Genomic DNA, 26,497 nt, shown 5'->3' on the forward strand with positions numbered 1-26,497 from the left:
ACACGTATGGAGCGAGGGCATGGCTGAATGCGAGGTGATCGACGCGCTTGTCGATTCGACGAGAACGGATAACACGCTGTCCGATGTCAGGGCGTACCGCCTCGCGCGTGTACAGGAGCAGCTAAGAAAGGCCAACTGTCCCGCGATACTGCTCTATGACCCGGTGAATATCCGCTATGCCACGGATACGTCAAACATGCAGATATGGACGGGTCGTAACCCGTCGCGGTATGTGATGGTATTCGCGGATGGCCGCGTCATTGGCTGGGAATTTCATAGCTGTGAGCATGTGTGGAACGGGCTGAGCCTGAACGTCGAGTTGCGTCATGCAATCAGCTGGACGTTCTTCAACGCGGGGCACGACGCGGAACGCCGCGCGAAGACATGGAGTGCGGAAATCGTCGATGTGTTGCGCACACATGCGCCGAACGATTTGCGTCTTGCTGTCGACCGGCTCGATCCATTCGGTGCGGCTTGCCTTGCCGAAAGCGGTGTGACGCTGCTAGACGGGCAAGCGATGATGGAGTTGGCACGGAGCATCAAGTCGCCGGATGAACGGGTGCTGATGCGCGAGTCGATACGTGCGTGCGAGAAGGGCATCGAGCAGATGCATCGCGAGCTTCGGCCGGGCATCACCGAGCAGGACCTTTGGGCGCATCTTCACTACGAAAATATCCGCCACGGAGGCGAATGGATCGAAACGCGTCTTCTGTCTTCGGGTGACCGGACCAATCCGTGGATGCAGGAATGCTCTGCGCGCGTTCTGCAGCATGGGGAATTGCTGGCGTTCGACACCGATATGGTTGGGCCGAATGGCTACTGCGCGGATATCTCCCGGACATGGACAGTCGGACATACTCGACCGTCGGACGAGCAGCGCAAGCTCTATGAAACGGCTTATGCGCAGGTTCATTTCAACATGGGGCTGCTGCGTGCGGGGATGACATTCCGTGAGTTCTCGGAGAATGCCTGGCAAATCCCCGATGCGTATCTGAAGAACCGATATAGCTGTATTGCGCACGGCATCGGCATGGTGGACGAATATCCGTCCATTGCGCATCAGGTCGATTGGGATTGTGGGGGTTACGACGGCGTATTTGAAGCAGGCATGACGCTCTGCGTCGAGAGCTACATCGGCGCGGAAGGCGGCAGTGAGGGCGTGAAACTCGAACAGCAGGTCGTGCTCACGGAGCACGGTTGCGAGCCACTCACATCATGCGGATTTGAAACGGACTGGCTGTAGACTCGAGGCGCTTGTCTGCACGATTGCGCTAACGGCGTTATGTTTAAGCTGCGGACGCGTGAATGTGTTGCTTAATAACAGACGGTGTTCACCGGAAATTCTCTTGACGAATCGGGATGTCTTTCACAGACTTTGCGTGAGGCGCAGCGATCCGTGGCGATCCCGCTTGTACGAAGATTCGGTCGGTCAATGGGTGCTGGCGCTGCTTGCCAATCGGGTACGCAAGCCGCAGCAGCCCTGAGCCAGCATCCGACCGCTCCCGTCCACTCGAACCGACCGTCTGCTTCCCCCGCTGTAGCTTGCCTGTTTGCATTTGTCCCCTTGGATTGGCCAATCGTGAGGAGTTAGACATGAGCAATGGACAGAGAACGGTCGACATGAAACTGGAAGTCGTCGTCATTCCCGTGGCGGACGTTGACCGCGCGAAGCAGTTTTACACGCAGTTGGGTTGGAGGCTCGACGTCGATCTCGTGAAAGACGATCAGTTTCGGGTCGTGCATTTTACGCCGCCAGGCTCGCATTGCTCGGTCCTGTTTGGCAAGGGTGTGACGACGGAAGAACCCGGCTCAGTGCAGGGACTTCACCTTATCGTGTCGGACGTGGAGGCCGCGCACGCGGAGCTTGTCGAGCGGGGCGTCGAGGTGAGCGAGGTCTTTCACGACGTCGGCGGTGTATTCCATCATGCGGGTGAAGAAGGGCGATTGAGCGGCCCGCATCCGTCGCGCGCTACTTATGGTTCGTTCGCTTCGTTCAGCGACCCCGATGGAAATGGGTGGGTTTTCCAGGAAGTGACGACACGGCTTCCCGGTCGGGTGGAGGCGGGCGACACGAGATTCGGTTCGTCGAAGGAACTCGCGGGCGCGCTTCGCCGTGCTGCCGCCGCACATGGCGAGCATGAGAAAAAGACTGGTCAGCATGATGAAAACTGGGCTGACTGGTATGCCGAATTCATGGTTCGCGAGCAGGTCGGGTAGCAGGTGTTGGGCTGGGCGTTCGTGGTTTGGTTTTTTGGGGTTTGCGTTGGCATCCGCGATTCGTTAGCGTGCTTCACGCGTCGCCCCTGTGCGGGGCGGCACCTACTTTTCTTTGCCGCCGCAAAGAAAAGTAGGCAAAAGAAAGCGGCTAACACCGCCAGTCCTTGTATTTGCCTGAGGGCCCCCAACCGGTCTTACGCTTCACACGGCAATCACGTGACCCACGTTCGTTGCCAGCGCTCTTGCGGTGCGCCTCACCCGCTTCACGCTCCCGCACTACAGCGCGCCGTGCCAGTTATGCCACTGCCGCCCAGGTGGCAAACTGTGTGTAGGCCGTAGCACCTCAAACGCCTCACTTCGGACCGATAGCACATGCGTTCCACCCTGTAAGAGCGCTAACCTATACGACGCGACAACCTACACACAGTTTGCCACCTGGGCGGCACATACCATTCGCTGCCGCTTGCCTGGGTACGGGTGTTCGAAGCGGGTGAGGCGCACATTCAAAGCGTTGGCAACGCACGCAAACAGAAAGGCTGCCGTGTGAAGCGTAAGACCCTTTGGGGGCCCTCAGGCAATGAGAGATGTTGGCGGTGTTAGCCGCTTTCTTTTGCCTACTTTTCTTTGCGGCGGCAAAGAAAAGTAGGTGCCGCCCCGCACAGGGGCGACGCGTGAAGCAAGCTAACAAAACGCGGATGCCAGCGCAAACACAAGCAAACCAAACCGCATGCGCAGCAACCACCGCATCACGAATACCAGCACTCAAGTCGCAGGCATGTACTGCAAGCGGACCGCGCCAGGAACGGTGCTCACCGGGTCACGACCGCTTCTCCATCTTCACGATGGTCAACATCCCATTGACGCTTTCGACCCGAACCTTGACCTTATCGCCCTCGTGTACCTGCTTGACCATCGCAGCGTCCTTGGCCTTGAACGCCATGGTCATCGCCGGCATGCCGACGTTTTCCAGCGCTCCGTGCTTCAGCGTCACCATGCCGGTCTCCGGGTCCACCTTCTTGACCTCGGCATCGGTGAGCGCGGTCTTCGAGGCCGACGGCGCAGACATCTTCATGCCGGCCATATCGTCACCGGCAAACGCCGGGGAAACAAAAACACCTGCAAACACAGCAGACACAACAATCAATTTCTTCATCGAGTTTCTCCAGTTTCAGTAGAAGGCACTCTCGTGCCAGAAGGGACTACATTGAGGAACCGCTCATGACTCACATGTCTCGCGCGACGACGCTGCAACAGATACCAGGCTGCGGGAATAACGAACATCGACAGCAGCGGTGCAGTGACCATGCCGCCGACCATCGGCGCGGCAATGCGCTGCATCACCTCCGACCCGGCGCCATGTCCAATCATGATGGGGACGAGACCCGCAAGCACCACCGCGACCGTCATCGCTTTGGGCCGGACACGTAGCACCGCGCCTTCGCGAATCGCGTCGAGTAGCAAAGCTTCGGTGAACGGTTCGCCATCTTCCAGCCGGCGGTTAAGCGCGCCTTTCAGGTACAGCAGCATCACGACACCAAATTCGGCCGCGACGCCAGCGAGCGCGATGAACCCGACTGACGTCGCAACGGACACCGCATGCCCCAGAATCCAGATCAACCAAAACCCGCCGACCAGCGCAAACGGCACCGTCGACATCAACAGCAACGCATCGGCCGCCGAGTTGAAAGTCAGAAACAGCAGCACGAAGATGACGACGAGCGTCACCGGAATCACCGTTCGCAACTTCGCTGCCGCGCGCTCCAGGTACTCGAACTGACCTGACCACGCAATCGAGTACCCCGGCGGCAACACAACCTTCTCCGCGACAGCACGTTGCATCGCCTTCACGGCCGACTGCAGGTCCGTATTGCGAATGTCGACGTAGACAAAACCGGAAAGCCGCGCATTCTCACTGCGAATCGACGGCGGGCCGTCGGCAATGGCGATATGCGCCACATCGCCGAGCTGGATCTGCGCGCCCCGGTCCGTGACGACGGGCAGTTGCCGCAACTTCTCAAGCGAGTCCCGGACCTCGCGCGGATAGCGGATGTTGATTGGATAGCGCTCACGACCCGCAATCACCTCGCCAACGTTTTCACCACCCACCGCCGACGAAACGACCGACTGTATGTCCGCCACTGAAAGGCCATAGCGCGCGGCCGCAAGCCGGTCGATATCGACGTCGATGTACCGGCCGCCATTCAACCGCTCGGCGAGCGCAGAGGTCACGCCCGGCACATCCTTCACCGCCGCCTCGACCTGCGCCGCGACCCGGTCGATCTGCGTCAGGTCGGGGCCCGAAATCTTGACGCCGACGGGCGTCTTGATACCCGTCGACAGCATGTCGATACGGTTGCGGATAGGCGGAACCCATACATTCGACAGACCCGGCACCTTCACCGTCCGGTCCAGTTCATCGACCAGCTTCTCCGGCGTCATGCCGGGTCGCCACTCGCTACGCGGCTTGAACTGAATCGTCGTTTCGAACATCTCGAGACCCGGCGCGGGATCGGTGGCGGTGTCGGCGCGGCCCGATTTGCCGAACACGGTTGCCACCTCCGGCACGGTCTTGATGAGCCGGTCGGTCTGCTGCAGCAGTTCACTCGCTTTCTCGGTCGAAATGCTCGGCAGCGCGGTCGGCATGTACAGCAGGTCGCCTTCGTCGAGCGGCGGCAGGAACTCTCCGCCAAGACGCGAAACCGGCACCACCGTCGCAGCCAGTGCGACCACGGCGACACCAATCGCAAGCCATGGGCGTCGAAGCGTTGCCTCGAGCAGCGGTCTGTACAGTCGAATCAGTACGCGGTTGATGGGGTTGGCATTTTCATGCGGAATGCGGCCTCGTATGAGATAGCCCATCAGCACAGGCACGAGCGTCACGGACAGCCCGGCTGCGGCCGCAATCGTGTACGTCTTCGTGTACGCCAGCGGCGAGACGAGCTTGCCTTCCTGTCCTTCCAGCGAGAACACGGGAATAAACGACAGCGTGATGATGAGCAGCGAGAAGAACAGCGCGGGCCCGACCTCGGCAGCCGATGTTGCAATCAGTTCCCAGCGCTGCGCGGCCGTTATCGATGTGTCCGGATGCTCGTGCTCGAACGCCTCCAGGTGCTTGTGCGCGTTCTCTATCATCACGATGGCTGCATCGATCATCGCGCCAATGGCAATCGCAATGCCGCCGAGCGACATCAGGTTCGCATTGATGCCCTGATAGCGCATCACGATGAACGCGGCCAGCACACCGAGCGGCAGCGACAGGATGGCCACGAACGCGCTGCGCAGATGAAACAGGAAGACCGCGCAGACCAGCGCGACCACAATGAACTCCTCGATGAGTTTGTCCTTGAGGTTGTCCACCGCACGGTCGATGAGTTGCGAGCGGTCGTAGGTCGTGACAACCTCGACGCCCGGCGGAAGCGAACGCTTCAGGTCAGCGAGCTTCGCTTTCACCGCTTCGATGGTCGTCAACGCGTTCTTGCCCGATCGCATGACGATGACGCCACCCGCGACTTCCCCCTGACCATTCAGTTCAGCAATGCCTCGGCGCGTCTCGGGCCCAATCTGGATGCGCGCGATATCGCCGAGCAGCACGGGCGTCCCCGCGTCGTTCGTGCGCAGCACGACGTGGCGAAAATCATCCAGTGAATGAAGGTAACCGGAAGAACGCACCACATATTCGGACTCGGCGAGTTCGACGACTGAGCCACCTGATTCCTGGTTGGCCTTGCGCAGCGCGTCGGCCACCATCGTCTGCGTGATGCCGTATGCGCGCAGCTTGTCGGGGTCGAGCACGACCTGATACTGGCGCACCATGCCGCCTATTGACGCCACTTCGGACACGTCCGGCACCGACTTCAGTTCGAACTTCAGGAACCAGTCGTTCAGCGCGCGCAGTTGCCCGAGGTCATGCCTTGCGGTCCGGTCGACAAGGGCATACTCGTACACCCAACCGACGCCGGTTGCATCCGGGCCAAGCGAAACGGTCGCCCCCGGAGGCAGTCGGCTTTGCACCTGATTCAGGTACTCGAGTACGCGCGAGCGTGCCCAATACTGGTCCGTCTTGTCGTCGAACAGCACGTAGACGAACGCATCGCCGAACGCTGAATAGGCGCGGATGGCTTTCGCACCGGGCACGCCGAGCAACGTCGTGGTGAGCGGATAGGTCACCTGGTCCTCGATGACCTGCGGCGCCTTGCCCGGATACGACGCCTTGATGATGACCTGCGTATCGGACAGGTCGGGCAGCGCATCGAGCGGCGTCTGGGTGACAGAATAGATGCCCCATGCCGTAACGAGCACCGTGGCCAGCAGGACCAGGAACCGGTTATGAATGGACCAGCGAATGAGGCGCGCAATCATTGGGCACCTCCCGCAGGTTCGACCTTCTGCAGCTGGTAACCATCACCGGACTGGCTGAAGACGAAATGCACCGTCTGGCCTGCCTTTACATCCGGAAATGCGTTGGGCGCCGGCTTGCTGAAAGACATCGTCATTGCCGGCCAGTTCAGGGCCGCAACCGGCTGATGCGAGAACGTGATGTCTTGCGGTGTGACCTTTTCGACCTTGCCGGTAGTCTCGTACGATTGCGCCGCCGCCTCCGAAGCCGATGCCGGCGCTGAAACGCCCGGACTCACCCCTGCGCTACCTTCCAGTCGTGGCAGGACCGATTTCAGGCTGGCTTCGGAATCAATCAGGAACTGGCCAGATGCGACGACCTGTTCGCCGTCGCTCAATCCGCTCAACACCTCGGTTTCGTTGCCGACATCGTTGCCAACAGTGACCGCAACGGGCTGCAGGCGGCCATCCTCGTTTCTCGCGATGACGACAGAGCGCTTGCCCGTCGTGATGACTGCCTCGGACGGAACGAGCAGACGCGAGACGGTCTTTTGTCCGCCGACGCGCACACGCATCAACATGCCGGGCGTGAGCTTCAGCGCGGTGTTGTCGATTTCCAGGCGTGCCTGCAGCGTGCGACTGCTGGCGCTAATGCCCGGCAGGATTTCGCGGATCTGCCCGTTGAAGTGTTGCGCAGGGTCGCCGGAGAACGTGGCATCGACGCTCATGCCGGGTTGAACGCTAAGCGCAAGTGACTCCGGAATTTCAACGATGAGCCACAGCTTCGAGAGACCGGCGATCTTGGCAAGCGTCTGGCCAGGCGTAACCTGTGCCCCGTCTCGCACGTTCAGTTCGCTCACGACGCCGGTTTCTGGCGACGATAGAACGACATGTGTCTGAACCTTTCCTGTCCGGTCAAGGGCCGCGATAACGCCGTCCGGAATCGACAGCGCACGCATCCGCGCGCGCGACGCTTCCAGCAGGCCCATGTCCATGCCGCCGCGTTTGAGTGACAGATATTCTTCCTGCGGTGCGAGCCAGTCGGGCACGAACAGGGACGCTATCGGCGCTCCCTTGCGTATTCGCTGCATAGGCGCACTGGCGTACAAATGGTCGATGTAGCCCGTGACGCGTGACTGCACGACGTCCGTCTGGGACTCGTCGAACTGGGTGCTGCCGACGGCGTCGAAGCTTTCTGACGTCTCCTGGCGGCGAACGGTTGCGTAGCGGATGCCCAGATTCTGCTGGAGGCCCGGGTCGATGCGGATGCCCGTCGAACCGCCTCCTTCGTCCGCGTAGACGGGCTCCAGTTGCATCTCCATGAAAGGAGACTTGCCCGGCTTGTCGAAGTGCTGGGCCGGGACCATCGGGTCGTGCCAATACAGCACCTTGCGACCCGTCTTCGGGTCGACCTTGTCTCCGGGCGTGGTGGTGGCAACAGCGCCCGCTCCATCTGATGCCGGACGATGCGTGCCCGCGACATAGCCGGCACCGAGCAGGGCCGCCGCGGCGAACACCATCAGGGCCGCGCGTGCCAGTTGTTTCTTTTGCATGTTGTTCTCCTTTACTGACCCACGGACATCGACGCCGGCACGACCTGGTATTCGAGTTGTGCCCAGGTTTGCGACACATCGCGTTGCAGGTCCAGCACCTGAAGTTCAGCTTCGAGTTGCGCACGCCGGGCAGCAAAGGTGTCGGCGAGCGAGCCGGTGCCTGCCCGGTACGCGGCAGCCGCAAGCTGCACACGCTGGCCGGCAGCCGGAAGCAGGGAGTTGGAGAGACTGGTAATGCGTTCGCGACCGCTGGCGAGGGTGGCGGACTGTGCGCGGATGTCCGCTTCCACCTGACGTTGCGCGTCTTCGTACATCAGCCGCGCCCGGGTGGCGAGTTCCGCCTTCTCGCTCGCATCCCGGTCCTGGCGATTCTTGCGATTGATGGGCAGCGGAATGCTGACGCCAACCGACACCATGTTCGAATACGCGCCACCGCGTTGCTGGTAGGCGACCTCCCACGTCCAGTTGGGGCTGCGGTTACTGTTCGCGACGGCGGTATCGGCATCGGCGACGGCAATGTCCCGCGAGGCCGCGACGAGCGCTGGCTGCACCTCACGCAGTTCTTCGGGCGGTAGCGACGACACATAGGACTGCGGTGCCGGCGGTTCGCCCGTCACGTCCGAAACAGGCGTTGCGGTCCAGCGGGACAGGCCGATAAGCGCGGTCTGCAATGTCTGCTGTGCCTTGAGCAACTGGTCCTGCGTCTGCGCGAGCATCGCCTGGGCCTGGGTCACATCGGCGGCTGTCGCTTTGGCTCCGCGATACGACGCTTTCGTCGCATCCAGTTCGTGGGTCATATGGTCGACGAGCTGCCGTTGCAGCGAAACGCCCTTCTTCGCGTAGACCGCGCTGAGCCACGCTATGGCCGTTTGCTGGCGGGTGTTCGCAAGTTGGCCAAGGTAGCCGGCCCGCTCGCGGTCCACCAGGTCGTTCGCCAGTTCGGAGCGGAGTCGGCGCTTGTCGCCCGACACCCATTCCTGCTCGATGCCGATACGGCGCATCGTCATGAAATCCTGGCCGATTGTGTATTTCTGCGGCCCGGTCACCGGCAGGTTGTCGACGCCGGCCTTGAGCGTCGGGTTGGGCAACTGGCCGGCCCGGACGGCCGCTTCCGAACTTGCGCGTACGGAGGCCTGTGCCGCTCCCATAGCGGCGGAGTGGTCCGTAGCGGCCTGAAGCGCGGCATCGAGCGTGACGGGTGTTTCCTGAGCGTACGCAGCGACGCTCGTGAGAATCAGCGCGGCAAAAAGTGAACGCGCGCGCAGTGGTACACGCCGACGTGACGGCGTGCCAATGGTCAAAGGCATGGTCTAACCCCAACGGCGGACTCCCATAGGGAATCCACGTCCTGGACGCAGGACGACATCGCCGCTAATGCGGCGAACCTGTCAGCGAGGGATTAGATGACGCGAGGAGGTCGCCAGAGACCGCCCGGTTCACGGACGATGAGCGACTGCGCGTAGTGGAAGACGACGGGGCTGGACAGTCCCGCAGGACGGGTGACTTCGATGCGCGAGGCGGGGTGATACAGGCTGCCCAGTTGGCACTGCGCGGTTGCCTTGCAGAAGAACCCTTTGGCTTTTCCTGGTTGAGAAGATTGCGTCATCTCGCAGCCGGGCATGTCCGACGACATCGCGCTGCCTTCGTCGGAACCCATGCTCATCTGCATCGGACATTCGCCCGTCAAGCCGCTCGCTGCCAGCCCACTGATGGGCAGCACAGCGCAAAGCAGCAAGAGGAGCAATGTCCGGAGAAATTTCATGGCTGGGATTATAGCCGAGGTCGCGTAGGAAACTGCGTACGCTGCACGACTGTATAACCGGGCGACGGGCGTTAGCAATCTCATGGCATTGTCGGAATCCACGCTCGCCAACATCTGGCAAAACATCGGGCTCGCGCCGATAGCCAAGTGATGAACCGTTGTCTGTTGATCACCGTCACGACGCGGATGCCAGTGAAAAAACCATCACGCACCTGGGTCCACGCCCATCCAGCTCACGTGCGCGCTCACCACGCGCCAGCCTTCGGGCATCTTCACCCAGGTCTGACTTTGCCTGCCGATACGCGGCTCGCTATCGCGCCGAAACTCGATATTGGCGACGGCGAACGCATCGCCATAAGTGGTAACGACACGAGCCGTCACCGTGCGCTCAAGCCCCTTGCCGGGACGCACCGCGCGAAACGCACGGATATCGTCATACCCATATAGATTTTCCGTCGCGCCATACCGCAGCGTATGCGGCGAATCGAAGAAGAGCGCATCGAGCACAGCGACATCATTGCTCACGAGCGCGCGTTCATAAGCGTCGAATGCTGCGTTGACCTCAGCGAGTACATCGGGCCGATTGATCTCGATCATCACTGTGCTCCCGCATCGAACGCCGGTGTCGGGCAATACGCGACCTCCGCAGCTTCGAGGCGCCGTGCCGCTTCAAACGCAAGCTCCTCACGCCACGGCGGCGCAATCAGCTGAACACCAATCGGCAAACCATCGCGCGTACGCATCGGCGCGACGACGACGGGCAGCCCGAGACAGGAAACCGGCTGCGTCAACAACCCGAGATTAGGCCGCACAGCAAGCCGCTCACCATTGACGTCCATGAACTCATCGCCGATGTGCGGCGCGACGACAGGCGTAGCCGGCGCAATCAGCACATCGTAATGCGAGAACAGTTCCAGTACGCGACGCCGCAACGCAGCCCGCACGCGCTGCGCCTGCACGATCCACGCAGCGGGCAGCAACGCACCCGCAATCAGCCGATCACGCGACAAAGGCTCACGCTCGTCATAGCGCGCGTGCAGATTCGCCATATGCAGTTGACCGCCTTCGGCAGCCGTAATCAGAAACGCCGCGCCGCGCGCCGCATCGGCATCGGGATATTCAACGGTATGCGTCGCCGACAAAGCTTCAGCGGCAACCTGCGAGGCTTCACGCGCATCGTCATTCGCGTGTTCATCGAAATAGCCACCGAGCCGCGCCACGCGCAACACACCGGGCCGCGCATTCGCGGATTCGAAGCCACGCTGGGCGCATGAGGGATCGAACGGATCGGTGCATTGCAACGAGTCGTAGACGGCAGCGAGATCGTCCACGCTGCGCGCGAAAGCGCCCATATGATCGAGGCTCGCGACGAACGGCCATGTGCCATGCCGCGACAGGCGTCCATAAGTCGGCTTCACGCCGAACACGCCGCACAGCGAAGCAGGCACGCGCACGGAGCCGTTGGTATCGGTGCCTAGCGTGACGGGCACGAAGCCTGCCGCAACGGCCGCCGCGCTGCCGCCCGACGACCCGCCCGCCGTGCGCGTCAAATCGTGCGGATTGCGGCACGGTCCCGCGTGATGGTTTTCGGTCGTGAAGCCATACGCGAACTCGTCCATGTTGAGCGCGCCGACCATGATTGCGCCTTGATCGCAAAGGCGTCGCACGAGCGTTGCATCGGCGGTGGCGGGGGGCGCGTCGGCAAGCACGCGCGACCCGGCGATGGTCGTGACGCCCGCTATATCGAACAGATTCTTCGCCGCAAACGGAACGCCCGCGAGCGGCGGCAATGTCTGACCACTCGCGCGGCGTGCATCGAACGCATCGGCTTCGGCGAGCGCGCGTTCGCGCGTGATGGCGGTGAATGCGTTGATCTGCGCGTCGTGTGCGTCGATCCGCGCGAGCGTCGCCTCGATCAATTGACGCGCGCTGAATGCGCCATCGGCATACGCGCGCGTGATGGACAGCGCGCTGCCTGAAATAGTGCTGAGTGTCGTCATGCGTGATACACCGTCGCGGGTTCGTCGTTCACATCGACGGGATAGGCCAGCACGGGCCCGGCAAGCTGTGCGACGCGCGCGAATTGGGCTTTCACACGCGCGGCGACTTCCGCCGGAAGCCCCGGAAAATGCAGGGCGAGCGCGGCGTCGACATAGGCGTCGAGCGTGATCTCGAGGGAAGTTGACATGGGTGTTGGGTTCACAGAAGAGTGGGGAAGAGTTCGCGCGCCCGCGCGATCAACGCGCGATCGCTGCCACGCGGGCCGATGATCGATAGCGCGAGCGGTCGCTCGCTTTCGTTTGCGACGGGCACGGTGACTTGCGGCAAGCCGCCGAATGCGGCAATCGCATTCATGGTCAGCGCGTCGCGATAGAACGCATCGGTGCGTTCGGGTGTTTCGTGCTTGCTCAACAACGAGCGCGGCGTGGTCGGTAGCACGATCAGCGCGTCGCCTACGATGCTGTCGATGCGCTGCGCAAACGCCTCGCGCATGACCCGGCACCGTTCCACTTCGGCGGCGTCGTGCGTTTTGAGTCGCGCGAAGCGCGCGGCGATATCCACACCGAAGTGTGGCTGGGTGGCATCGATCCACGCACCCAGCGATGCGCCGATCGCATCGTCCTGCAACTGTTGATACACATGCAGCCAGCGCGCGCGGTCACCTGCGATGACTTCGATCTCGTCGTGCGTAGCGGACAATTCGCGCAAGCGCTGCGCGTCGCCGGGTTCGTTCGTTGCGCGTGCATCGAATGCTTCCTTGCAGCGCACGAGGGCCGAGGGCGCATCGACGGCAGGCACTCCATCAAGCAACACGTCGGCGACGAGCGCGAGCATCGCGCCCGTGGGCGCAAACCAGCCAACCGTATCGAAGCAGGGCGCAAACGGCAGGACGCCTTCCAGCGATACGGCATCGTGAGTCGGACGAATCCCCCACAGTCCGCAGAACGCGGCGGGCACGCGCACCGAGCCGCCCGTATCGGTGCCGAGTGCGAAGTCCACTTCGCCGCTCGCCACGGCGGACGCCGATCCGCTCGACGATCCGCCCGGCAGCGCAAACGGCCAGCGCGGATTAAGCGGCGTGCCATAGTGAGCGTTCACGCCTTCCAGACTGTAGGCGAGTTCATCGGTAATCGTTTTGCCGTCCACGGATGCGCCCGCGTCGAGCAATCTGGCGACACAAGGCGCATGTCGCGCGGCGGGACTGTGGGTTGCCAGCCAATCGGGATTGCCGCCGCCCGTCGTCGTGCTCGCCACGTCGATCAGATCCTTGACCGCGAAGCGCAAGCCATCGAGGGCGCCGCGTGCGCTCGCGCTGACCCGGAGGCGCGGGCCTGGGATGAACGCGCTCATGCTGCGGCCTCCTTCAGCGCGGCAGCGAATTGCAGCGAATCCGCGACAAAGCCAAAGCACTTTTTCACATTCCAGATGCTGGCTTCCGTGCAGAACGCAGGCGACGACGTCGCGCAGCAATCGGTCAGCATCACGCAGCCGTAGCCCAGAAAGTTCGCGTCGGTGAGCGTGTGCAGCACGCACTGATCGGTGTTGACGCCCGCGAAGAACACCGTGCGCGTGCCGAGGTTGCGCAGGATGCTGTCGAGCGGCGTGTCCCAGAAGCCGCTGATGCGGTACTTGTCCACGCAGATATCCTGCTGCTCGATCTTCAGTTCGTCGACCACGGCGGCGGCCCACGAATCTTTCTCCAGCACGCGCGCGCCATGCTCCGGCAACGGCTCGCCAAGACCGATGCCCGTGCCTTTCGGCTTGTACAGATGGATCTGATTGGGCGGCATGTTCGCGAGATCCGGCCGGTTGCCCCAGTTCACCCAGATGACGGGAACACCGCTGTCGCGCACCACGGGCAGCAGGCGCTGCAGTGGTGCAATGGGCGCGCGGTCCGCACTGTAATCGCCCCCAATGTGGTCCACCCACCCGCCTTTGGTGCAGAAGTCGTTCTGCATGTCGATGATCACAAGGGCTGATTTTTCGATGTCGAAGCGCACGTTTTGCGGCTCGGAATCGAGGATGGCGAGGCGCGGAACAGGTGTGGGCGCAGCCATGTCGACGAGCGTTCCGGTGGCCGTCCAGCGCGTCTGCGCGAAAGCGCCGAGCACGCCGCCAGGCGTTGCCAGGTCTGGGTTCGAGTTGTCGTTCACGGGGTTCTCCAGAGCGTTGAGCGTGTGATGTCCGAGGGTTCCTGAAATGGCGATCTGCGCGTCGCCAATGTCGCCCGTCGAATCGGAAATGCGGGAGCGTTCCGACGGGATCGAACGCGCATTGGCATCGAAGTTGCAACGTGCATTTCAGTCATGAATAACCTACTTACCCAAATCCAACGCAAAAGGAGTGCCAATGATGATCGGTTCGCAACAGGCATCGCACGGAAAACTGCGCCGTCGGCTCGTGGCTCGCGCGCTCGTCGTGGCGGGACTCGTCGCACTCGCCGCGCCGTCGTTCTTCATTCCCGCCGCGCACGCCGCCGATGACGCGATGCGCGTCGGCGTGCTGATTCCCGGCTCGAAGACGGACAAGGGCTGGATGGAATCGGGCTACGACGGCGTCGTCGCCGCGCAGAAGGAATTCGGCCCGAAGCTGAAGACGCAGATCATCGAGAACATCAACTACGCGGACATGGAGCAGGCGCTCACCAATCTCGCGTCAAAGAATCAGCTGGTGATCGGCATCGGCGGACAGACCCAGGCGGCCGTGCTGAAGATCGCCAAGCGCTTTCCCAACGTGAAGTTCTCGGTGGTGGGCGGCAACAAGGGTGAGAACATGCCGCCCAACGTCGCCGGCTACGACGTGAAGCAGGCCGAGATCGCATTCGTCGCGGGCGCGGCCGCAGCGATGATGTCGAAGAGCGGCGCGGTGAGCTACGTGGGCGGCATGGAGATTCCGTCTATCGTCAACGCGGGCAAGGAGTTCGGCAACGGTGCGCGCTATATCAACCCGAAGGTGAAGTACTTCGAGAGCTACACGGGCGACTTCGATAACGTCGCCAAGGCTCGCGAAGCGACGGCTGCCGCCATCGCGCAAGGCGCCGACGTCCACTATCACATCCTGAACCTCGGGCTGCGCGGACTGGAGCAGGCGGCGAAGGAAAAGAACACGCACGTTATCGGCAGTTATACGGACCGTTGCGGCACCGACCCGCTGTACGTGGCGTACAGCATCACGGGTGTCGGCTACCAGGCGCAGTACGCGATCGAGCAACTCGAGAAAGGCCAATGGCAGCCGGGCTACAAGGCCTTCGGCCTCGCGATGGGACCGAAGGCTTCCAGCATGGTGATCTGCAAATCGACGCCCGCGATGGACGCGAAGCTCAAGCAGATCGAAGACGACATCTTGAGTGGCAAGATCAAGGTATCCGAAGGATGAGCACGCTCGCTTCTCCCGTCGCGCGTGCCGAGCCGATTCTCTCGCTGACGAACATCGGCAAGCATTTTGGCGCGTTCACCGCACTCGAAGGCGTGTCGCTCGATCTGATGCCGGGCGACGTACACTGCCTGATCGGCGAGAACGGCGCGGGCAAATCGACGCTGTGCAACGTGATCTTCGGCGTTCACCAGCCGGATGCGGGCGCGATGCAGGTGAACGGCGCGCCTTATCGTCCGCGCAATCCGCGTGAGGCGTTGGCGCATGGCATCGCGATGGTGCATCAGCATTTCAGCCTCGTCGACGACGCCAGCGTGCTCGACAATCTGCTGCTTGGCCAGGCGCGAGGCTGGCTGAACCGGCAGCGCGAAGCGGCGCGATTGCGTGAAGTGCTGGCGAGTGTCGGGCTGGAACTGTCGCTCGAAGCGAAGGTGGCTGATCTGTCGGTGGGCGAGCGGCAGCGCGTGGAGATCGTCAAATGCCTGATGCGCGAGCCGCGCCTTTTGCTGCTCGACGAGCCCACTGCCGTGCTGTTGCCCGCCGAGATCGATGCGTTGCTCGACACCTGCGAGCGCGTCGCTGCGCGCGGCTGCGCAGTGGTGCTCGTCACGCACAAGCTGAAGGAAATTTGCCGGATCGCCACGCATGCGACGGTGCTGCAAACGGGGCGCGTGGTGGCGCGTTCGGCGGCGCCTTCGAGCGAAATCGACAGGCTCGTGCATGCGATGATTCATCGCCCGGGTAAAGACGGTGATGACAACGACGGCGATCTGACGAACCGTCTGTCGCTCGTCAACACGCGCTCGCCGTACTCGCGTCCGCTCGCCGAAGAGGTATTGCAGATCGACGGTCTGAGCGCGCGCGATGCCGAAGACGTCACGCGCCTCGAAGACTGTACGCTCGTCGTCAATCGCGGCGAGATCGTCGGCATTGCGGGTGTCGAAGGCAATGGACAGAGCGAACTCGGCGCGGTGCTCGCGGGCATGACGAGCGCGTCGGCGGGACGCTTTTTTATCGCGGGGCGCGACATGACGAATGCGACGCCGCGCGAGCTGACGCAAGCGGGCGTGGGCATCGTGCCCGAAGATCGGCACGCGGTGGGTTGCGTCACGGGGATGAGCGTCGCCGACAATCTGCTGCTCAATCATCTCGACCGCTATACGCGCGCTGGCTTTCTGCGCCGCCGTGCCATGCGCGCCGCCGCGCTCGACCTGATGCAGCGCTTCGACGTGCGCGCAAGTGGACCCGACGCGCTGTTCGGCGGCCTGTCGGGCGGCAATCAGCAGAAGGCCGTGCTGGCGCGCGAACTGACGCTCGATCCCCTGCTGTTTCTGCTCGCCGCGCAACCGACGCGCGGCCTCGACGTCGGCGCGGTCGCCGCCGTGTACTCGCACATCCGCGCCGCGCGCGATCGCGGCGTGGGCGTGTTGCTGATTTCCTCCGAACTCGACGAACTGATGAGCGTCGCCGATCGCATCGTCGTGCTGTATCGCGGGCGCGTCATGGGCACCTGTACGCCCGAGGCGAGCAATCGCGGCCGCATCGGCGCGTGGATGGCGGGCGCGGGAGAACCTGCATGAATCCGCAGATGAAGGTGCAAACCCTGTTCGGCTCGACGCTTGACGCGCAAGGCTGGCGCGCGCGTCTGCCGCATGTGCGCGTCGCGTGCGTGATCGCCGGGGCTGTCGTATTCGCGATACTGGCGGCGCTCGCGCTGATCGCGCTGATGGGTGTACCCATCGGCGATGCGCTCGCGGCCTTCGCCGACGGCGCATGGGGCTCGCCGTATGCAATCGGCGCGTCGATCAATCGCAGCCTCGCGTTCGCGCTCGTCGGCACCGGATTCGTGATCGCGAATCGCGCGAAGCTCACCAACGTGGGCGGCGAAGGGCAGCTTGCGATCGGCGGCATCGTCGCGACCGCGCTGAGTCTTTACGGCGGATGCGCGCACTTGCCGTTCGGCCTGTCGTTCATCGTGCCGATGCTCGGCGCCGCCGCTGCGGGCGCGCTGTGGGGCGGCGTGCCCGGCGTGCTAAAAGCGAAAGCCGGCACCAACGAAGTGATCAGCACGCTGTTGCTGTCGTTCATCGCCGTGTGGCTGCTTTACTGGTGCGTGCAGAGCGAAGCGCTGCTGCGTCAGCCGATGACGAACGGCGCGACCTTGCCCGAATCGCTCGAAATTCCTGATCTCACGAAACTCCCCGCGATCTTCGCCGCGAGCGGCATGAACCTCAATATCGGTCTGCCTGTCACGTTCGCGCTGGCGATCGGTTCAGCCTTCATGCTCACCCGCACGCGCTTCGGTCTCTCGTTGCGGGCTGCGGGCCTCAATGCGGTCGCGGCGAGGCGCGCGGGTCTGCCGATCACGTCGTCGATTGTCGGCGCGCTGGCGCTTGCGGGCGCCTTTAGCGGGCTCGCCGGCGCGTTGATGCTGCAAGGCGATCAATACTCGCTGAAAGCGGGCTTCTCGTCGGGCTATGGCTTCGACGGTCTGGTCGTCGGCCTGCTCGCGCGTGGCTCGATCACGGGCGTATTCGCGGCGGCGCTGCTGTTCGGCTTTCTGCGCTCGGGCGGCATCAACATGGAAATGGTCGCGCAGGTGCCTTCCGCGCTCGTGCTGATCGTGCAGGGCATCGTCACCATCGCGCTCGCGGGCGGCGCGATGTGGCTCGACAAGGGAGACGCGCGCCAATGAATCTCGAACTTCTCGCAGTCTTTGCGGGCGCGTCGATCCGCCTCGCCGCGCCGATGATGCTCGCGTCCACGGGCGAACTCGTGAGCGAGCGCGCGGGCGTGCTCAACATGAGCGTCGAAGGCATGATGCTGACGGGCGCGTTTCTCGGCGCGACTTTTTCGTGGCTGACGGGCAATCCATCGATTGGTTTGCTGTGCGGCATGCTCGGCGTGATTCCCCTCGCGCTGCTGCAGGCGTTCCTGAGCGTGACGATGCGTGCGAATCAGATCGTGACGGGCATCGGCATCAACATTCTGGCGCTCGGCGGCACGACGCTCGCTTACCGCGAAATCTTCGGCGAGCGTTCGAGCGCAGTGATTCCGGGCCTTGCGCACTGGTCGCCGCCTGTGCTCGGCACGCTGCCTGTGATCGGCGAACCGATATTCGGCCAAGTGTGGCTGCTGTATGCGGGGCTCGCGGTGCTGATCGGAACCTACGTGATGATGCGCTATACGGCGTTGGGCGTCGCGCTGCACGCGACGGGTGTCGCGCCTCGCGCGGTCGATCAGTCGGGTCTCGGTGTCGCGCGGATTCGCTACGGCGCCGTGGTGTTCTCGGGCGTGATGTCGGCAGCGGCGGGATGCTTCATCTCGATCGGCGACATTCACACCTTTACGGAAGGCATGACCAACGGCGCAGGCTATCTGGCCATTGCGGCGATCATCTTCGGCAACTGGAAGGTCGGCCGCACGGCGCTCGCGTGCCTGCTGTTCGGTGCAGCGACGGCAATGCAATTTCAATTGCCGATGTTCGGCCTGCATGTGCCGACGGCATTGCTCATCATGCTGCCGTATCTCCTCGCGCTCGTAGCCGTGGCGGGACTGATTGGCCGGCAGTCCGCGCCGCCTGCGCTCACCCAGCCGTTCAGGCGTTGAGCGCGAGAGCGCCGGGGGCGCGGCGGAGTACCATAACGAATCGCCGCGTCATTCTTCAATCATTCATCGACACCATGCCACGCAACACCCCTGCACCCAGCGCACCCGCCCGAGCGGCGAAGGACGAGCCCACGCGTCGCCAGCAACTTGCGGCAAAGACGCGCGAGCGCATCTTCCGGATCGCCATCAAGGAGTTCGCCGACAAAGGCTTCAGCGGCGCGCGCGTGGAAGGGATTGCGAGTCGCGCGAAGGTCAATATCCGGATGATCTACCACTACTTCGGCGGCAAGGAAATGCTGTATGTCGAAGTGCTGGAGCATGTGCTGGCGAAGCTGCGCGAAGCGGAGCTAGCAGTCGAGTTGGACGAGAAGATCGTCGACCCCGCAGCGGGCATCTTGCAGCTTTACGATTTCACCGAAGGGCACTTTTCAGCGCACCCCGAGTTGCTGTGTCTGCTTTCGTGGGAGAACCTGAACCGGGCGCGCTACCTGAAACGATCGAAGGTCATTCCCGCGATGTCGTCGCCTGTGCTCGACAAGCTGCGCACCTTGATCGAACGCGGCGAGGCCGCTGGCGAGTTGCGCGAGGGGATCGATCCGCTGCATATGTACGTGACGCTCGTGAGCCTCGCGTATTTTCACAAGTCCAATGCGTACACGCTCTCACGCATGTTCGACACTGAAATGCTCGCGCCTGAATGGCAGGCAGCGCACAAGGCACAGGCGCACGAACTCGTGCGCGCGTTTCTGACGGGAGCGCGTGTGCCGGAACTGGCGGCGCACTTCTAAACTTGCCGATAGAGCGCCGCGCAACTCCGTGCGGCGCATCAACCCGCAGTCGCCCGCTTCCGCGAAAGCGATCTCGCGATGAGCAATCCGCCCACCATCACTGCAAGCGAGATTAGTGTCGTCATCGTGCCGAGCGCGTAGATGACAGGCGTGGTCACTGAGGTCGTCAGGCCCTGCAATTCGAGCGGCAGCGTGTTCTGATCGCCGATTGCCTGTGACGTGCGCGCGATCTCATCCCACGAAAGCGTAAAGCCGAACATCGCGACGCCGATCACGGAAGGTCCGATGATAGGCAGCACGACATTTCGGAACGACTGCCACGGCGAGGCACCCAGATCGCGCGCCGCCTCCTCGAACGCGGGATTGAAGCGGTTGAAAACGGCGAACATCACGAGCAGGCCGAACGGCAACGTCCACGTAAGATGCGCGCCGAGCGCCGACGTGTAGAGACCCATCGACGTGGTCCAGCTATCCGCGAACGACCGAAAGCCCCAAGCGTTGGCCAGATACTTGATGAGCGTGTCGAGCAGACGAAAGGTCAGCCCGATGCCGAGCGATACGATGATCGACGGCATGATGAGACTCGCAACCGACACGTAGAACACGGCTGTATCGCCGCGAAAACGCCGCCTGAACGCGAGTCCCGCGCTCACCGAGAACAGCACCGTCAGCACTGTGACAGCAATCGCGAGTTTGACGGAGCGCCCGAACGCGGCCCAGATATCGATATCACCGACGCCGTTGCGCAAGACCTCGAACCAGTGCAGCGAGACGCCGCGCATCGGAAAAGTCAGCCCGCCTTCCGGGCCCTGAAAGGAAAGAATAAAAATCGTGATCACAGGGCCATACAGAAACAGCACAAAAAGGCCGAAGAGCAGCGCGAGCCAGTAGAAGCTCGCGGGCCGGCGCTCGCGATGCCTGAGCGAAACACTCATGTCAGAGTTCCTTTCTGATATCGACGGCGCGCGTCAGCGCCCACACGATCATAAGTACCACCGCGAGCAGAATGATCGCGTTGGCGGCAGCGGCGGGAAACTGCAAGTAGCCCGTTTGCACCTGGATGATCTTGCCGACCGACGCGATCTGCTGTCCGCCCATCACGCCCACCGTGAGGAAATCGCCCATCACGATAGTGACGACGAAGATCGAGCCGATCACGATGCCCGTCTTCGACAACGGCAACACGACGTCGCGGATGACCTGCCAGCCGCTCGCACCGCCATCGCGCGCGGCTTCGAGCAGCGACCGGTCGATACGCATCATCGCGTTGAAGATCGGCACGATCATAAAGAACGTATAGAGATGCACGAACGCCAGCACGACGGAAAAGTTCGAATACAGCAGCCATTCGAGCGGCTGGTCCACCAGATGCGCGGACATCAGCGCCTGATTGACGAGCCCGTTGCGGCCGAGCAGCGGAATCCACGAGATCATGCGGATCACGTTGGACGTCCAGAACGGAATCGTGCAGACGAGAAACAGCACCGTCTGCATCGCCGTCGTGCGCACGTGGAACGCGAGGAAATACGCTATCGTAAAGCCGAGCACGAGCGTCACAGCCCAGACCATCGCGCAGAATTTCAGCGTCGACCAATACGTCTTGAACGTGACACAGACGTCCGTGAACGACGTGCATCCATCGAGTATCGCCGCGTAGTTCTTCAGCGTGAACGCCGGGATGATCTGATACTCGTTGAAGTCCCAGAAGCTGACGATCAACGTGATCACGAGCGGCACGATAAAAAACAGCGCGAACGTGACCGTGAGCGGCGTGGCTTGCAGCCACGCGCTCACGCGCCGATGGCGCACGGCCGTTGGCTTCGCCTGCTGGAGATACTCGACCGAGGCCATCTTCACACTCCGCGCGTGTTTTTATGCACTGTCATGCCGCGATGAATTCGTTCCACTTCTGCACCATGTAGATGTTCTCGTCCATCACGGCGTTCCAGCATGCGATTGCACCCATGCGCTGGTTGTACGAACCGCCGTCGCGCACGGCGCCCGCTTTTTCGAGCAACTGGCCGTCGGGTGCCTTGATGTCCTGCGCCGCTGCTTTGCCTTCCATCCAGTAGTCCCATTCGTACGCTTGCATATGCGTGCGCGCCGTTTCCGTGACGCCGGGGTAATAACCCTGACGCATCAGATAAGCGCCTGCCCAACCGTCCTGAAACCAGTTGACGAATTCATACGCGGCATCGAGCTTCTTGCCCTGCAGCGAGCGCGGAAACCCGAAGCCGGACGCCCACGAGCGATAACCTTCTTTCAGCGGCTGGAACTTGCAGGCAATACCCATCGTGCGGACCTTCGTGACAGCGGGCGACCACATCGACTGGATCACGACTTCACCCGAAGCCATCAGGTTCACGCTCTCGTTGAAATCACGCCAGAACGCGCGGAACTGGCCGGCGCGCTTCGCTTCGATCAGGATCTTGATGGTCTGATCGATCTCGGCCTTGGTCATGTTGCCCTTGTCACCGTATTTCACACGGCCCATCGCTTCGATTGCCATCGCTGCGTCCATGATGCCGATGGCGGGAATGTTGAGCAGCGCCGCCTTGCCCTTGAATTGCGGATTGAGCAGGTCCGCCCATGTCGTCACGGGCCGTGCGATCAGGTCGGGCCGAATGCCGAGCGTGTCGGCGTTGTAGGTGGTGGGGATCAGCGTCATCCACTCGGTCGGCGTCGCGGAAAATTCGGTCGAACGCGCGCCCTTGAGGAACATCACTTTTTTCGGCGCCGTACCTTGATCGCCGATCTTCTTGCCGTCCACTTCGCCCTTCGTCAGCACGGGCGTGATCTTGTCGGCGAGCTTGATGCGCTTGGCGTCCATGCCCGCGAGCGTGCCCGCCGGGATGAGCTTCTTGAGCGAGAAGTACTCCGTGTCGACGATATCGAAAGAGTTGGGCTGCGTGATGATGCGTTTGGTGACGTCGTCGGTAGTCACGGGAATGTATTGAATCTCGATGCCCGTGTCTTCCTTGAACTTCTTCGCAATGTCCGCGCTCTGGTTGACGGCAGTGCCGAGATAACGCAGCGTGATCTTCTCTTGTGCATGCACGTACGGGAAACCGGCGATGCCCGCAGCCGCGACCGCGCCCTTGATGAACGTGCGGCGCGATAAACCTTTGCCTACAGTCTCTTCTCCAGTCTGTTGCACGTTTGCGGCCACCTTGTCGTCGTTCATTACTTTTCTCCTCTAAAGAAATTGTCGTTGCGTTGTCGTTGTAACTTTCAGGCCGCGAGCGGATGGGCGTTCTGCTCGTCCCACCAGACCGTCACGCGCGCATTTGGCCCGAGACGTTGCGGATCGTAGTCGGCGTCGCTCATCAGGGATACGAGTGCGGGCGAGCCATCCTGCGGATCGAGCGTGATGCGCAAATGCGTGCCTTGATATTCGGCTTCACGCACCGTGCAGGCGAGGCCGCCGATGCGGCTCAAGCCGCTTTCGCCCGCGCTCGTGCCCGGCGTGACGCCTTGCGGCGCGATGCGCAAGCGGTCGGCGCGAACGGTGAAGAGCCCCCCCTTCGCGCCAAGCACGTTATGGCCGCCGAGAAAGCGCGCGACGAATTCCGTGCGTGGCCGGTTGAAGACTTCGAACGGTGTGCCCGTCTGTTCGATATGACCGTGGCTCATCACCACGACGAGGTCTGCAAGCGCCATCGCTTCTTCCTGCGAGTGGGTGACGTGGACGAAGGTGATGCCGAGTTCCTTTTGCCAGCGCTTGAGTTCGGCGCGCATCTGTACGCGCAGGAACGGATCGAGCGCGGACAGCGGTTCGTCGAGAAGCAGGCAGCGCGGTTCGTTGAGCAACGCGCGCGCGAGCGCGACGCGTTGCTGCTGGCCGCCTGAAAGCTGCGCGGGCCGGCGGTTCGCGTAGGCCGACATCGCGACGAGTTCGAGTAGTTCGCCCGCGCGCTTTCGACGCGCCTCTTTGGCGACGCCGCGCATCTTCAGGCTGAACGCGACGTTGTCGAGCGCGGACAGATGCGGGAACAGCGCATAGCTCTGAAACACCATGGCCGTGCCACGCGCGGCGGGCTGCTCAAGTGTCACGTTACGCCCGCCGATCAGCACGTCGCCTTCGGAGACCCACTCGTGACCCGCGATCATCCTCAGCGTCGAAGTCTTGCCGCAGCCCGACGGGCCAAGCAGGCAGCAGTACGCGCCGCCGGGAATGCGCAGGTCGATGGCATCGACGGCGAGCGAATCGCCATAACGCTTCGAAACGTGTACCAGCTCGATGTCGGCGGGGCTTGCATGAACCACGGTAGATGCCGGCTGAACCATGAAGGTGTGTCCTGTCAGATGACGCGAATGGAATACGGCGCACGAAGCATGCAGCCGGGAGCTTCTGCAAGTCATATGCCATTCGCTGTTTCGTCCGCCGTCAGCACGTACTCGCACGAGTGCCGCAACGCCCGCTGACAACGCGTGTCGACAGGTTGGCGCGCATATTGCACACGATTGAGGACCTCGATCGTCAGCACTTGCAAGTTGGTTGCGTGTGCAATCGCAGTGCAGGTTTCGTTCGGATTGGGGCACAACCTAACCAAACCGGATCATTCACACCCGACAATGAACGACTTCAAGCGCGAGCCGTCCGGTTCATTCGATGCACTGACAACACATGGCCGCTTCGGCTATCAGCCGATACATAAGGGCGATGCCTACCACTGGCCGAACGGCGCTCGGCTAGCGGTCTATCTCGGCTTCAACCTGGAGCACTTCGCCTTCGGCGAGGGCCTGGGCGCGGCGCTGGGGCCACTGTCTCCGCAGCCGGACGTGCTGAACTACAGCTGGCGGGAGTACGGCAATCGCGTCGGCGCGTGGCGCTGCATCGAATTGTTCGATTCGCTCGACATGCCAGCGGGTACGCTCATTAACACGTCGCTTTACGATCACTGCCCGGAACTCATCGAAGCCTGTGTTGCGCGCGGCGACGAACTGATTGCTCACGGCCACACGAACGCGCAGCGCCAGAGCGATCTCGACGAGGACGGCGAGCGCGCGCTGCTGGCCCATTGCCGCGCGCGCATGATCGAACAGTCGGGCGCGGAGCCGATGGGCTGGCTGTCGCCGTGGATCTCCGAATCGCACCGCACGCCGGACCTGCTCGCCGAGACGGGGTATCGCTATACGCTCAACTGGTGTCACGACGACCGGCCTGTGCGTATGCAAACGAAGGGCGGCCCGCTGTGGTCGATTCCGTATCCGCAAGAACTGAACGATCTGCCGATGATCATGGCGCGCCAAATGGACATGCGCGATTTCGCGGACATGATCATCGACCAGTTCGACGAGATGCTTGAGCAAACGCAGCGCGCGCGTACTGCGCAGCCGCTCGTAATGGGCATCGCGCTCCATCCGTACATTGTCGGGCAGCCGTACCGGTTGCGGCACTTGCGGCGCGCGCTCGCACATATCGCCAGTGCGCGCGACGACATCTGGCTCACGACACCCGGCGCCATCGCGCGCCACGCAGAAGGGGCCGTGCCCGTTGCGGCGCAAGCCGCATGAGTGCCGTGCAGGCGGGCATGAGGCCCGCGAAACACGCGAAGCGCGAGCGGGCGGACGCGGACGGGCGTATCTATCAAACGATCTTCGAAGGCGTGTTGAATCGCAGGCTCACGCCGGGCACCAAACTGCCCGAGCCGGAACTGTGCGAGCTATTCGGCGTCGGGCGCGCAGTGGTGCGGCGCGCGCTGGAGAAGCTGGCGCACGACGGTATCGTCGTGTTGCGTCCGAACAAGGGCGCTGTCATTGCGCAACCGACGCGCGAAGAGACACGCGAGATTTTCGAGGCCCGCTGCGCGGTGGAACGCGCGCTGGTCGAACTCGCGGCGCAACGCGCGAGCGTCGACGATATCGGCGCACTGCGCAAACAGCTTGCCGATGAGCACGAGGCGATGCACCGCTTCGATCAGCCTTCGTGGGCGCGGCTTGCCAGCGAATTTCATCTGCGTATCGCGGCGCTGGCGGGCAACCCGATTCTCGAGCGCTATCTCACCGAACTGATTTCGCGCTGCTCATTGATCGTCGGTGCTTACGAGCCTGTGGGCAACGCGCCGTGCGAGCACGACGAGCACACCGCTATCCTCGATTGCCTGGAAGCACGCGACGCCGACGGCGCGATTGCGCATATGACGGCGCATCTCCAGAGTCTGGAGGCGCGCATCGAAACGTCGCGCATGCCGGGCAAGAAGCGGCTTGCACAACTGCTTGGCATCGAACCGGATCGACAAACCGCGATGGAGTGACATGGAAATCGACTTCGAAGCGATCACCGAGTACCAGCGCTACAAACTGATGGCGAGTTTGATCGTGCCTCGACCCATCGCGCTCGTGACCACGCTCGGCGTAGACGGCACGGTGAACGCCGCGCCGTTCTCGATGTTCAACATGCTGGGCGAGGAGCCGCCCATCGTGATGATCAGCATCAACCGGCTGACGGACGGCACGTTAAAGGACACAGCAGTGAACATTCCGCGCGAAAAAGAATTCGTCGTGCATCTCGCCGATGAGGCGATTGCGCAGCAGATGCATCGCTGCGGCGAGCGCTTTGCGTCGAATGTCAGCGAACTGGACGAAGTGGGTTTCACCGCGCTGGCGTCGACGCGGGTCAAGCCGCCGCGCATCGCGCAGGCGCCAGTTGCATTCGAATGCGAGCTTTGGGAGACGCTTGAAACGGCGAGCCGCCATATCTTCATCGGCAAGGTACTGGTGCTGCACGCGCGGGACGAACTGATCGATCGTGACGCCTGGCGCGTCAGGTTGCAGCATTACTTTCCCGTTGGCCGGTTCGGTGCGAGCGATTATGTGACGACGCGGGATCGATTCGAGCTTTAATCCATCTGGCGGCT

At 62.5% G+C, this 26,497-nt stretch carries 24 protein-coding genes; 10 read left to right on the forward strand and 14 right to left on the reverse strand.

Annotated features, from left to right (window positions below):
• Positions 1–19 precede the first annotated feature (19 nt).
• A complete protein-coding gene (locus tag C2L65_RS31000; protein WP_042306651.1) occupies positions 20–1,243 on the forward strand; it encodes a M24 family metallopeptidase in 1,224 nt (407 codons plus the stop codon).
• Between the two features lie 350 nt (positions 1,244–1,593).
• Positions 1,594–2,217 (forward strand): VOC family protein, encoded by a 624-nt coding sequence (locus tag C2L65_RS31005; protein ID WP_042306652.1) that lies wholly within the window; start codon positions 1,594–1,596, stop codon positions 2,215–2,217.
• Between the two features lie 817 nt (positions 2,218–3,034).
• On the opposite strand, the gene C2L65_RS31010 is transcribed toward C2L65_RS31005, so the two are convergent.
• The 10 genes from C2L65_RS31010 to C2L65_RS31055 form a co-directional block, all read right to left on the reverse strand.
• Complete coding sequence (locus tag C2L65_RS31010) at positions 3,035–3,370, reverse strand: copper-binding protein (RefSeq protein WP_042306653.1); 336 nt, start codon at positions 3,368–3,370, stop codon at positions 3,035–3,037.
• A complete protein-coding gene (locus tag C2L65_RS31015; protein WP_042306655.1) occupies positions 3,367–6,576 on the reverse strand; it encodes an efflux RND transporter permease subunit in 3,210 nt (1,069 codons plus the stop codon). The genes C2L65_RS31010 and C2L65_RS31015 overlap by 4 nt, the downstream gene beginning before the upstream one ends.
• Positions 6,573–8,105 (reverse strand): efflux RND transporter periplasmic adaptor subunit, encoded by a 1,533-nt coding sequence (locus C2L65_RS31020; RefSeq protein ID WP_042306657.1) that lies wholly within the window; start codon positions 8,103–8,105, stop codon positions 6,573–6,575. The genes C2L65_RS31015 and C2L65_RS31020 overlap by 4 nt, the downstream gene beginning before the upstream one ends.
• Positions 8,106–8,116: 11 nt before the next feature.
• Positions 8,117–9,412 carry a TolC family protein gene (locus C2L65_RS31025; RefSeq protein WP_042306659.1) on the reverse strand — a complete coding sequence of 432 codons (1,296 nt, stop codon included), beginning with the start codon at positions 9,410–9,412 and terminating at the stop codon, positions 8,117–8,119.
• A gap of 92 nt (positions 9,413–9,504) precedes the next feature.
• Positions 9,505–9,867 (reverse strand): hypothetical protein, encoded by a 363-nt coding sequence (locus tag C2L65_RS31030; RefSeq protein WP_042306785.1) that lies wholly within the window; start codon positions 9,865–9,867, stop codon positions 9,505–9,507.
• Positions 9,868–10,071: 204 nt separating this feature from the next.
• Positions 10,072–10,464 (reverse strand): oxalurate catabolism protein HpxZ, encoded by a 393-nt coding sequence (hpxZ, locus tag C2L65_RS31035; protein ID WP_042306661.1) that lies wholly within the window; start codon positions 10,462–10,464, stop codon positions 10,072–10,074.
• Positions 10,464–11,867 (reverse strand): AtzE family amidohydrolase, encoded by a 1,404-nt coding sequence (locus C2L65_RS31040; RefSeq protein WP_042306663.1) that lies wholly within the window; start codon positions 11,865–11,867, stop codon positions 10,464–10,466. Before C2L65_RS31040 ends, hpxZ begins: the two co-directional genes overlap by 1 nt.
• The gene (locus C2L65_RS31045; protein ID WP_042306664.1) at positions 11,864–12,055 is read right to left on the reverse strand and encodes an AtzG-like protein; all 192 of its coding nucleotides are present in this window, start codon (positions 12,053–12,055) and stop codon (positions 11,864–11,866) included. The genes C2L65_RS31040 and C2L65_RS31045 overlap by 4 nt, the downstream gene beginning before the upstream one ends.
• Before the next feature lie 11 nt (positions 12,056–12,066).
• Positions 12,067–13,218, reverse strand: a complete 1,152-nt coding sequence (locus C2L65_RS31050) for an amidase (RefSeq protein ID WP_042306666.1) — start codon at positions 13,216–13,218, stop codon at positions 12,067–12,069.
• Complete coding sequence (locus C2L65_RS31055) at positions 13,215–14,021, reverse strand: cysteine hydrolase family protein (RefSeq protein WP_042306668.1); 807 nt, start codon at positions 14,019–14,021, stop codon at positions 13,215–13,217. Before C2L65_RS31055 ends, C2L65_RS31050 begins: the two co-directional genes overlap by 4 nt.
• A gap of 196 nt (positions 14,022–14,217) precedes the next feature.
• Here C2L65_RS31055 and C2L65_RS31060 point away from each other — a divergent pair, with 196 nt between their 5' ends.
• The 5 genes from C2L65_RS31060 to C2L65_RS31080 all read left to right on the forward strand — a co-directional run bounded on the left by C2L65_RS31060 (position 14,218) and on the right by C2L65_RS31080 (position 19,637).
• Positions 14,218–15,243, forward strand: coding sequence for a BMP family protein (locus tag C2L65_RS31060; RefSeq protein ID WP_042306670.1), 1,026 nt, complete (start codon positions 14,218–14,220; stop codon positions 15,241–15,243).
• Complete coding sequence (locus C2L65_RS31065; protein ID WP_042306671.1) at positions 15,240–16,820, forward strand: ABC transporter ATP-binding protein; 1,581 nt, start codon at positions 15,240–15,242, stop codon at positions 16,818–16,820. The genes C2L65_RS31060 and C2L65_RS31065 overlap by 4 nt, the downstream gene beginning before the upstream one ends.
• A complete protein-coding gene (locus C2L65_RS31070) occupies positions 16,817–17,935 on the forward strand; it encodes an ABC transporter permease (RefSeq protein WP_042306673.1) in 1,119 nt (372 codons plus the stop codon). Before C2L65_RS31065 ends, C2L65_RS31070 begins: the two co-directional genes overlap by 4 nt.
• Positions 17,932–18,849, forward strand: coding sequence for an ABC transporter permease (locus tag C2L65_RS31075; RefSeq protein ID WP_007584696.1), 918 nt, complete (start codon positions 17,932–17,934; stop codon positions 18,847–18,849). Before C2L65_RS31070 ends, C2L65_RS31075 begins: the two co-directional genes overlap by 4 nt.
• Positions 18,850–18,923: 74 nt before the next feature.
• Entirely contained in the window at positions 18,924–19,637 is a 714-nt protein-coding gene (locus C2L65_RS31080; RefSeq protein ID WP_042306675.1) for a TetR family transcriptional regulator, read from the forward strand.
• 38 nt (positions 19,638–19,675) lie between these two features.
• Here C2L65_RS31080 and C2L65_RS31085 read toward each other — a convergent pair whose 3' ends face one another.
• Genes C2L65_RS31085 through C2L65_RS31100 form a run of 4 tightly spaced genes read right to left on the reverse strand, consistent with a single transcriptional unit; the run spans position 19,676 to position 23,924 of the window.
• A complete protein-coding gene (locus C2L65_RS31085; protein WP_042306677.1) occupies positions 19,676–20,572 on the reverse strand; it encodes an ABC transporter permease in 897 nt (298 codons plus the stop codon).
• A gap of 1 nt (position 20,573) precedes the next feature.
• A complete protein-coding gene (locus C2L65_RS31090) occupies positions 20,574–21,488 on the reverse strand; it encodes an ABC transporter permease (protein ID WP_042306787.1) in 915 nt (304 codons plus the stop codon).
• A 31-nt stretch (positions 21,489–21,519) separates the two neighbouring features.
• On the reverse strand, positions 21,520–22,821 hold the full coding sequence (locus C2L65_RS31095; protein ID WP_042306678.1) for an ABC transporter substrate-binding protein: 1,302 nt from the start codon (positions 22,819–22,821) through the stop codon (positions 21,520–21,522).
• A 47-nt stretch (positions 22,822–22,868) separates the two neighbouring features.
• The gene (locus C2L65_RS31100) at positions 22,869–23,924 is read right to left on the reverse strand and encodes an ABC transporter ATP-binding protein (RefSeq protein WP_042306680.1); all 1,056 of its coding nucleotides are present in this window, start codon (positions 23,922–23,924) and stop codon (positions 22,869–22,871) included.
• A gap of 288 nt (positions 23,925–24,212) precedes the next feature.
• Here C2L65_RS31100 and C2L65_RS31110 point away from each other — a divergent pair, with 288 nt between their 5' ends.
• The 3 genes from C2L65_RS31110 to C2L65_RS31120 are packed head-to-tail and all read left to right on the forward strand — an operon-like array spanning position 24,213 to position 26,483.
• Entirely contained in the window at positions 24,213–25,154 is a 942-nt protein-coding gene (locus C2L65_RS31110) for a polysaccharide deacetylase family protein (RefSeq protein WP_042306685.1), read from the forward strand.
• On the forward strand, positions 25,151–25,894 hold the full coding sequence (locus C2L65_RS31115) for a GntR family transcriptional regulator (RefSeq protein ID WP_042306687.1): 744 nt from the start codon (positions 25,151–25,153) through the stop codon (positions 25,892–25,894). Before C2L65_RS31110 ends, C2L65_RS31115 begins: the two co-directional genes overlap by 4 nt.
• A gap of 1 nt (position 25,895) precedes the next feature.
• The gene (locus tag C2L65_RS31120; protein ID WP_042306688.1) at positions 25,896–26,483 is read left to right on the forward strand and encodes a flavin reductase family protein; all 588 of its coding nucleotides are present in this window, start codon (positions 25,896–25,898) and stop codon (positions 26,481–26,483) included.
• Positions 26,484–26,497 lie beyond the last annotated feature (14 nt).

The organism is Paraburkholderia terrae, from assembly GCF_002902925.1.
GTDB classification, from domain to species: domain Bacteria; phylum Pseudomonadota; class Gammaproteobacteria; order Burkholderiales; family Burkholderiaceae; genus Paraburkholderia; species Paraburkholderia terrae.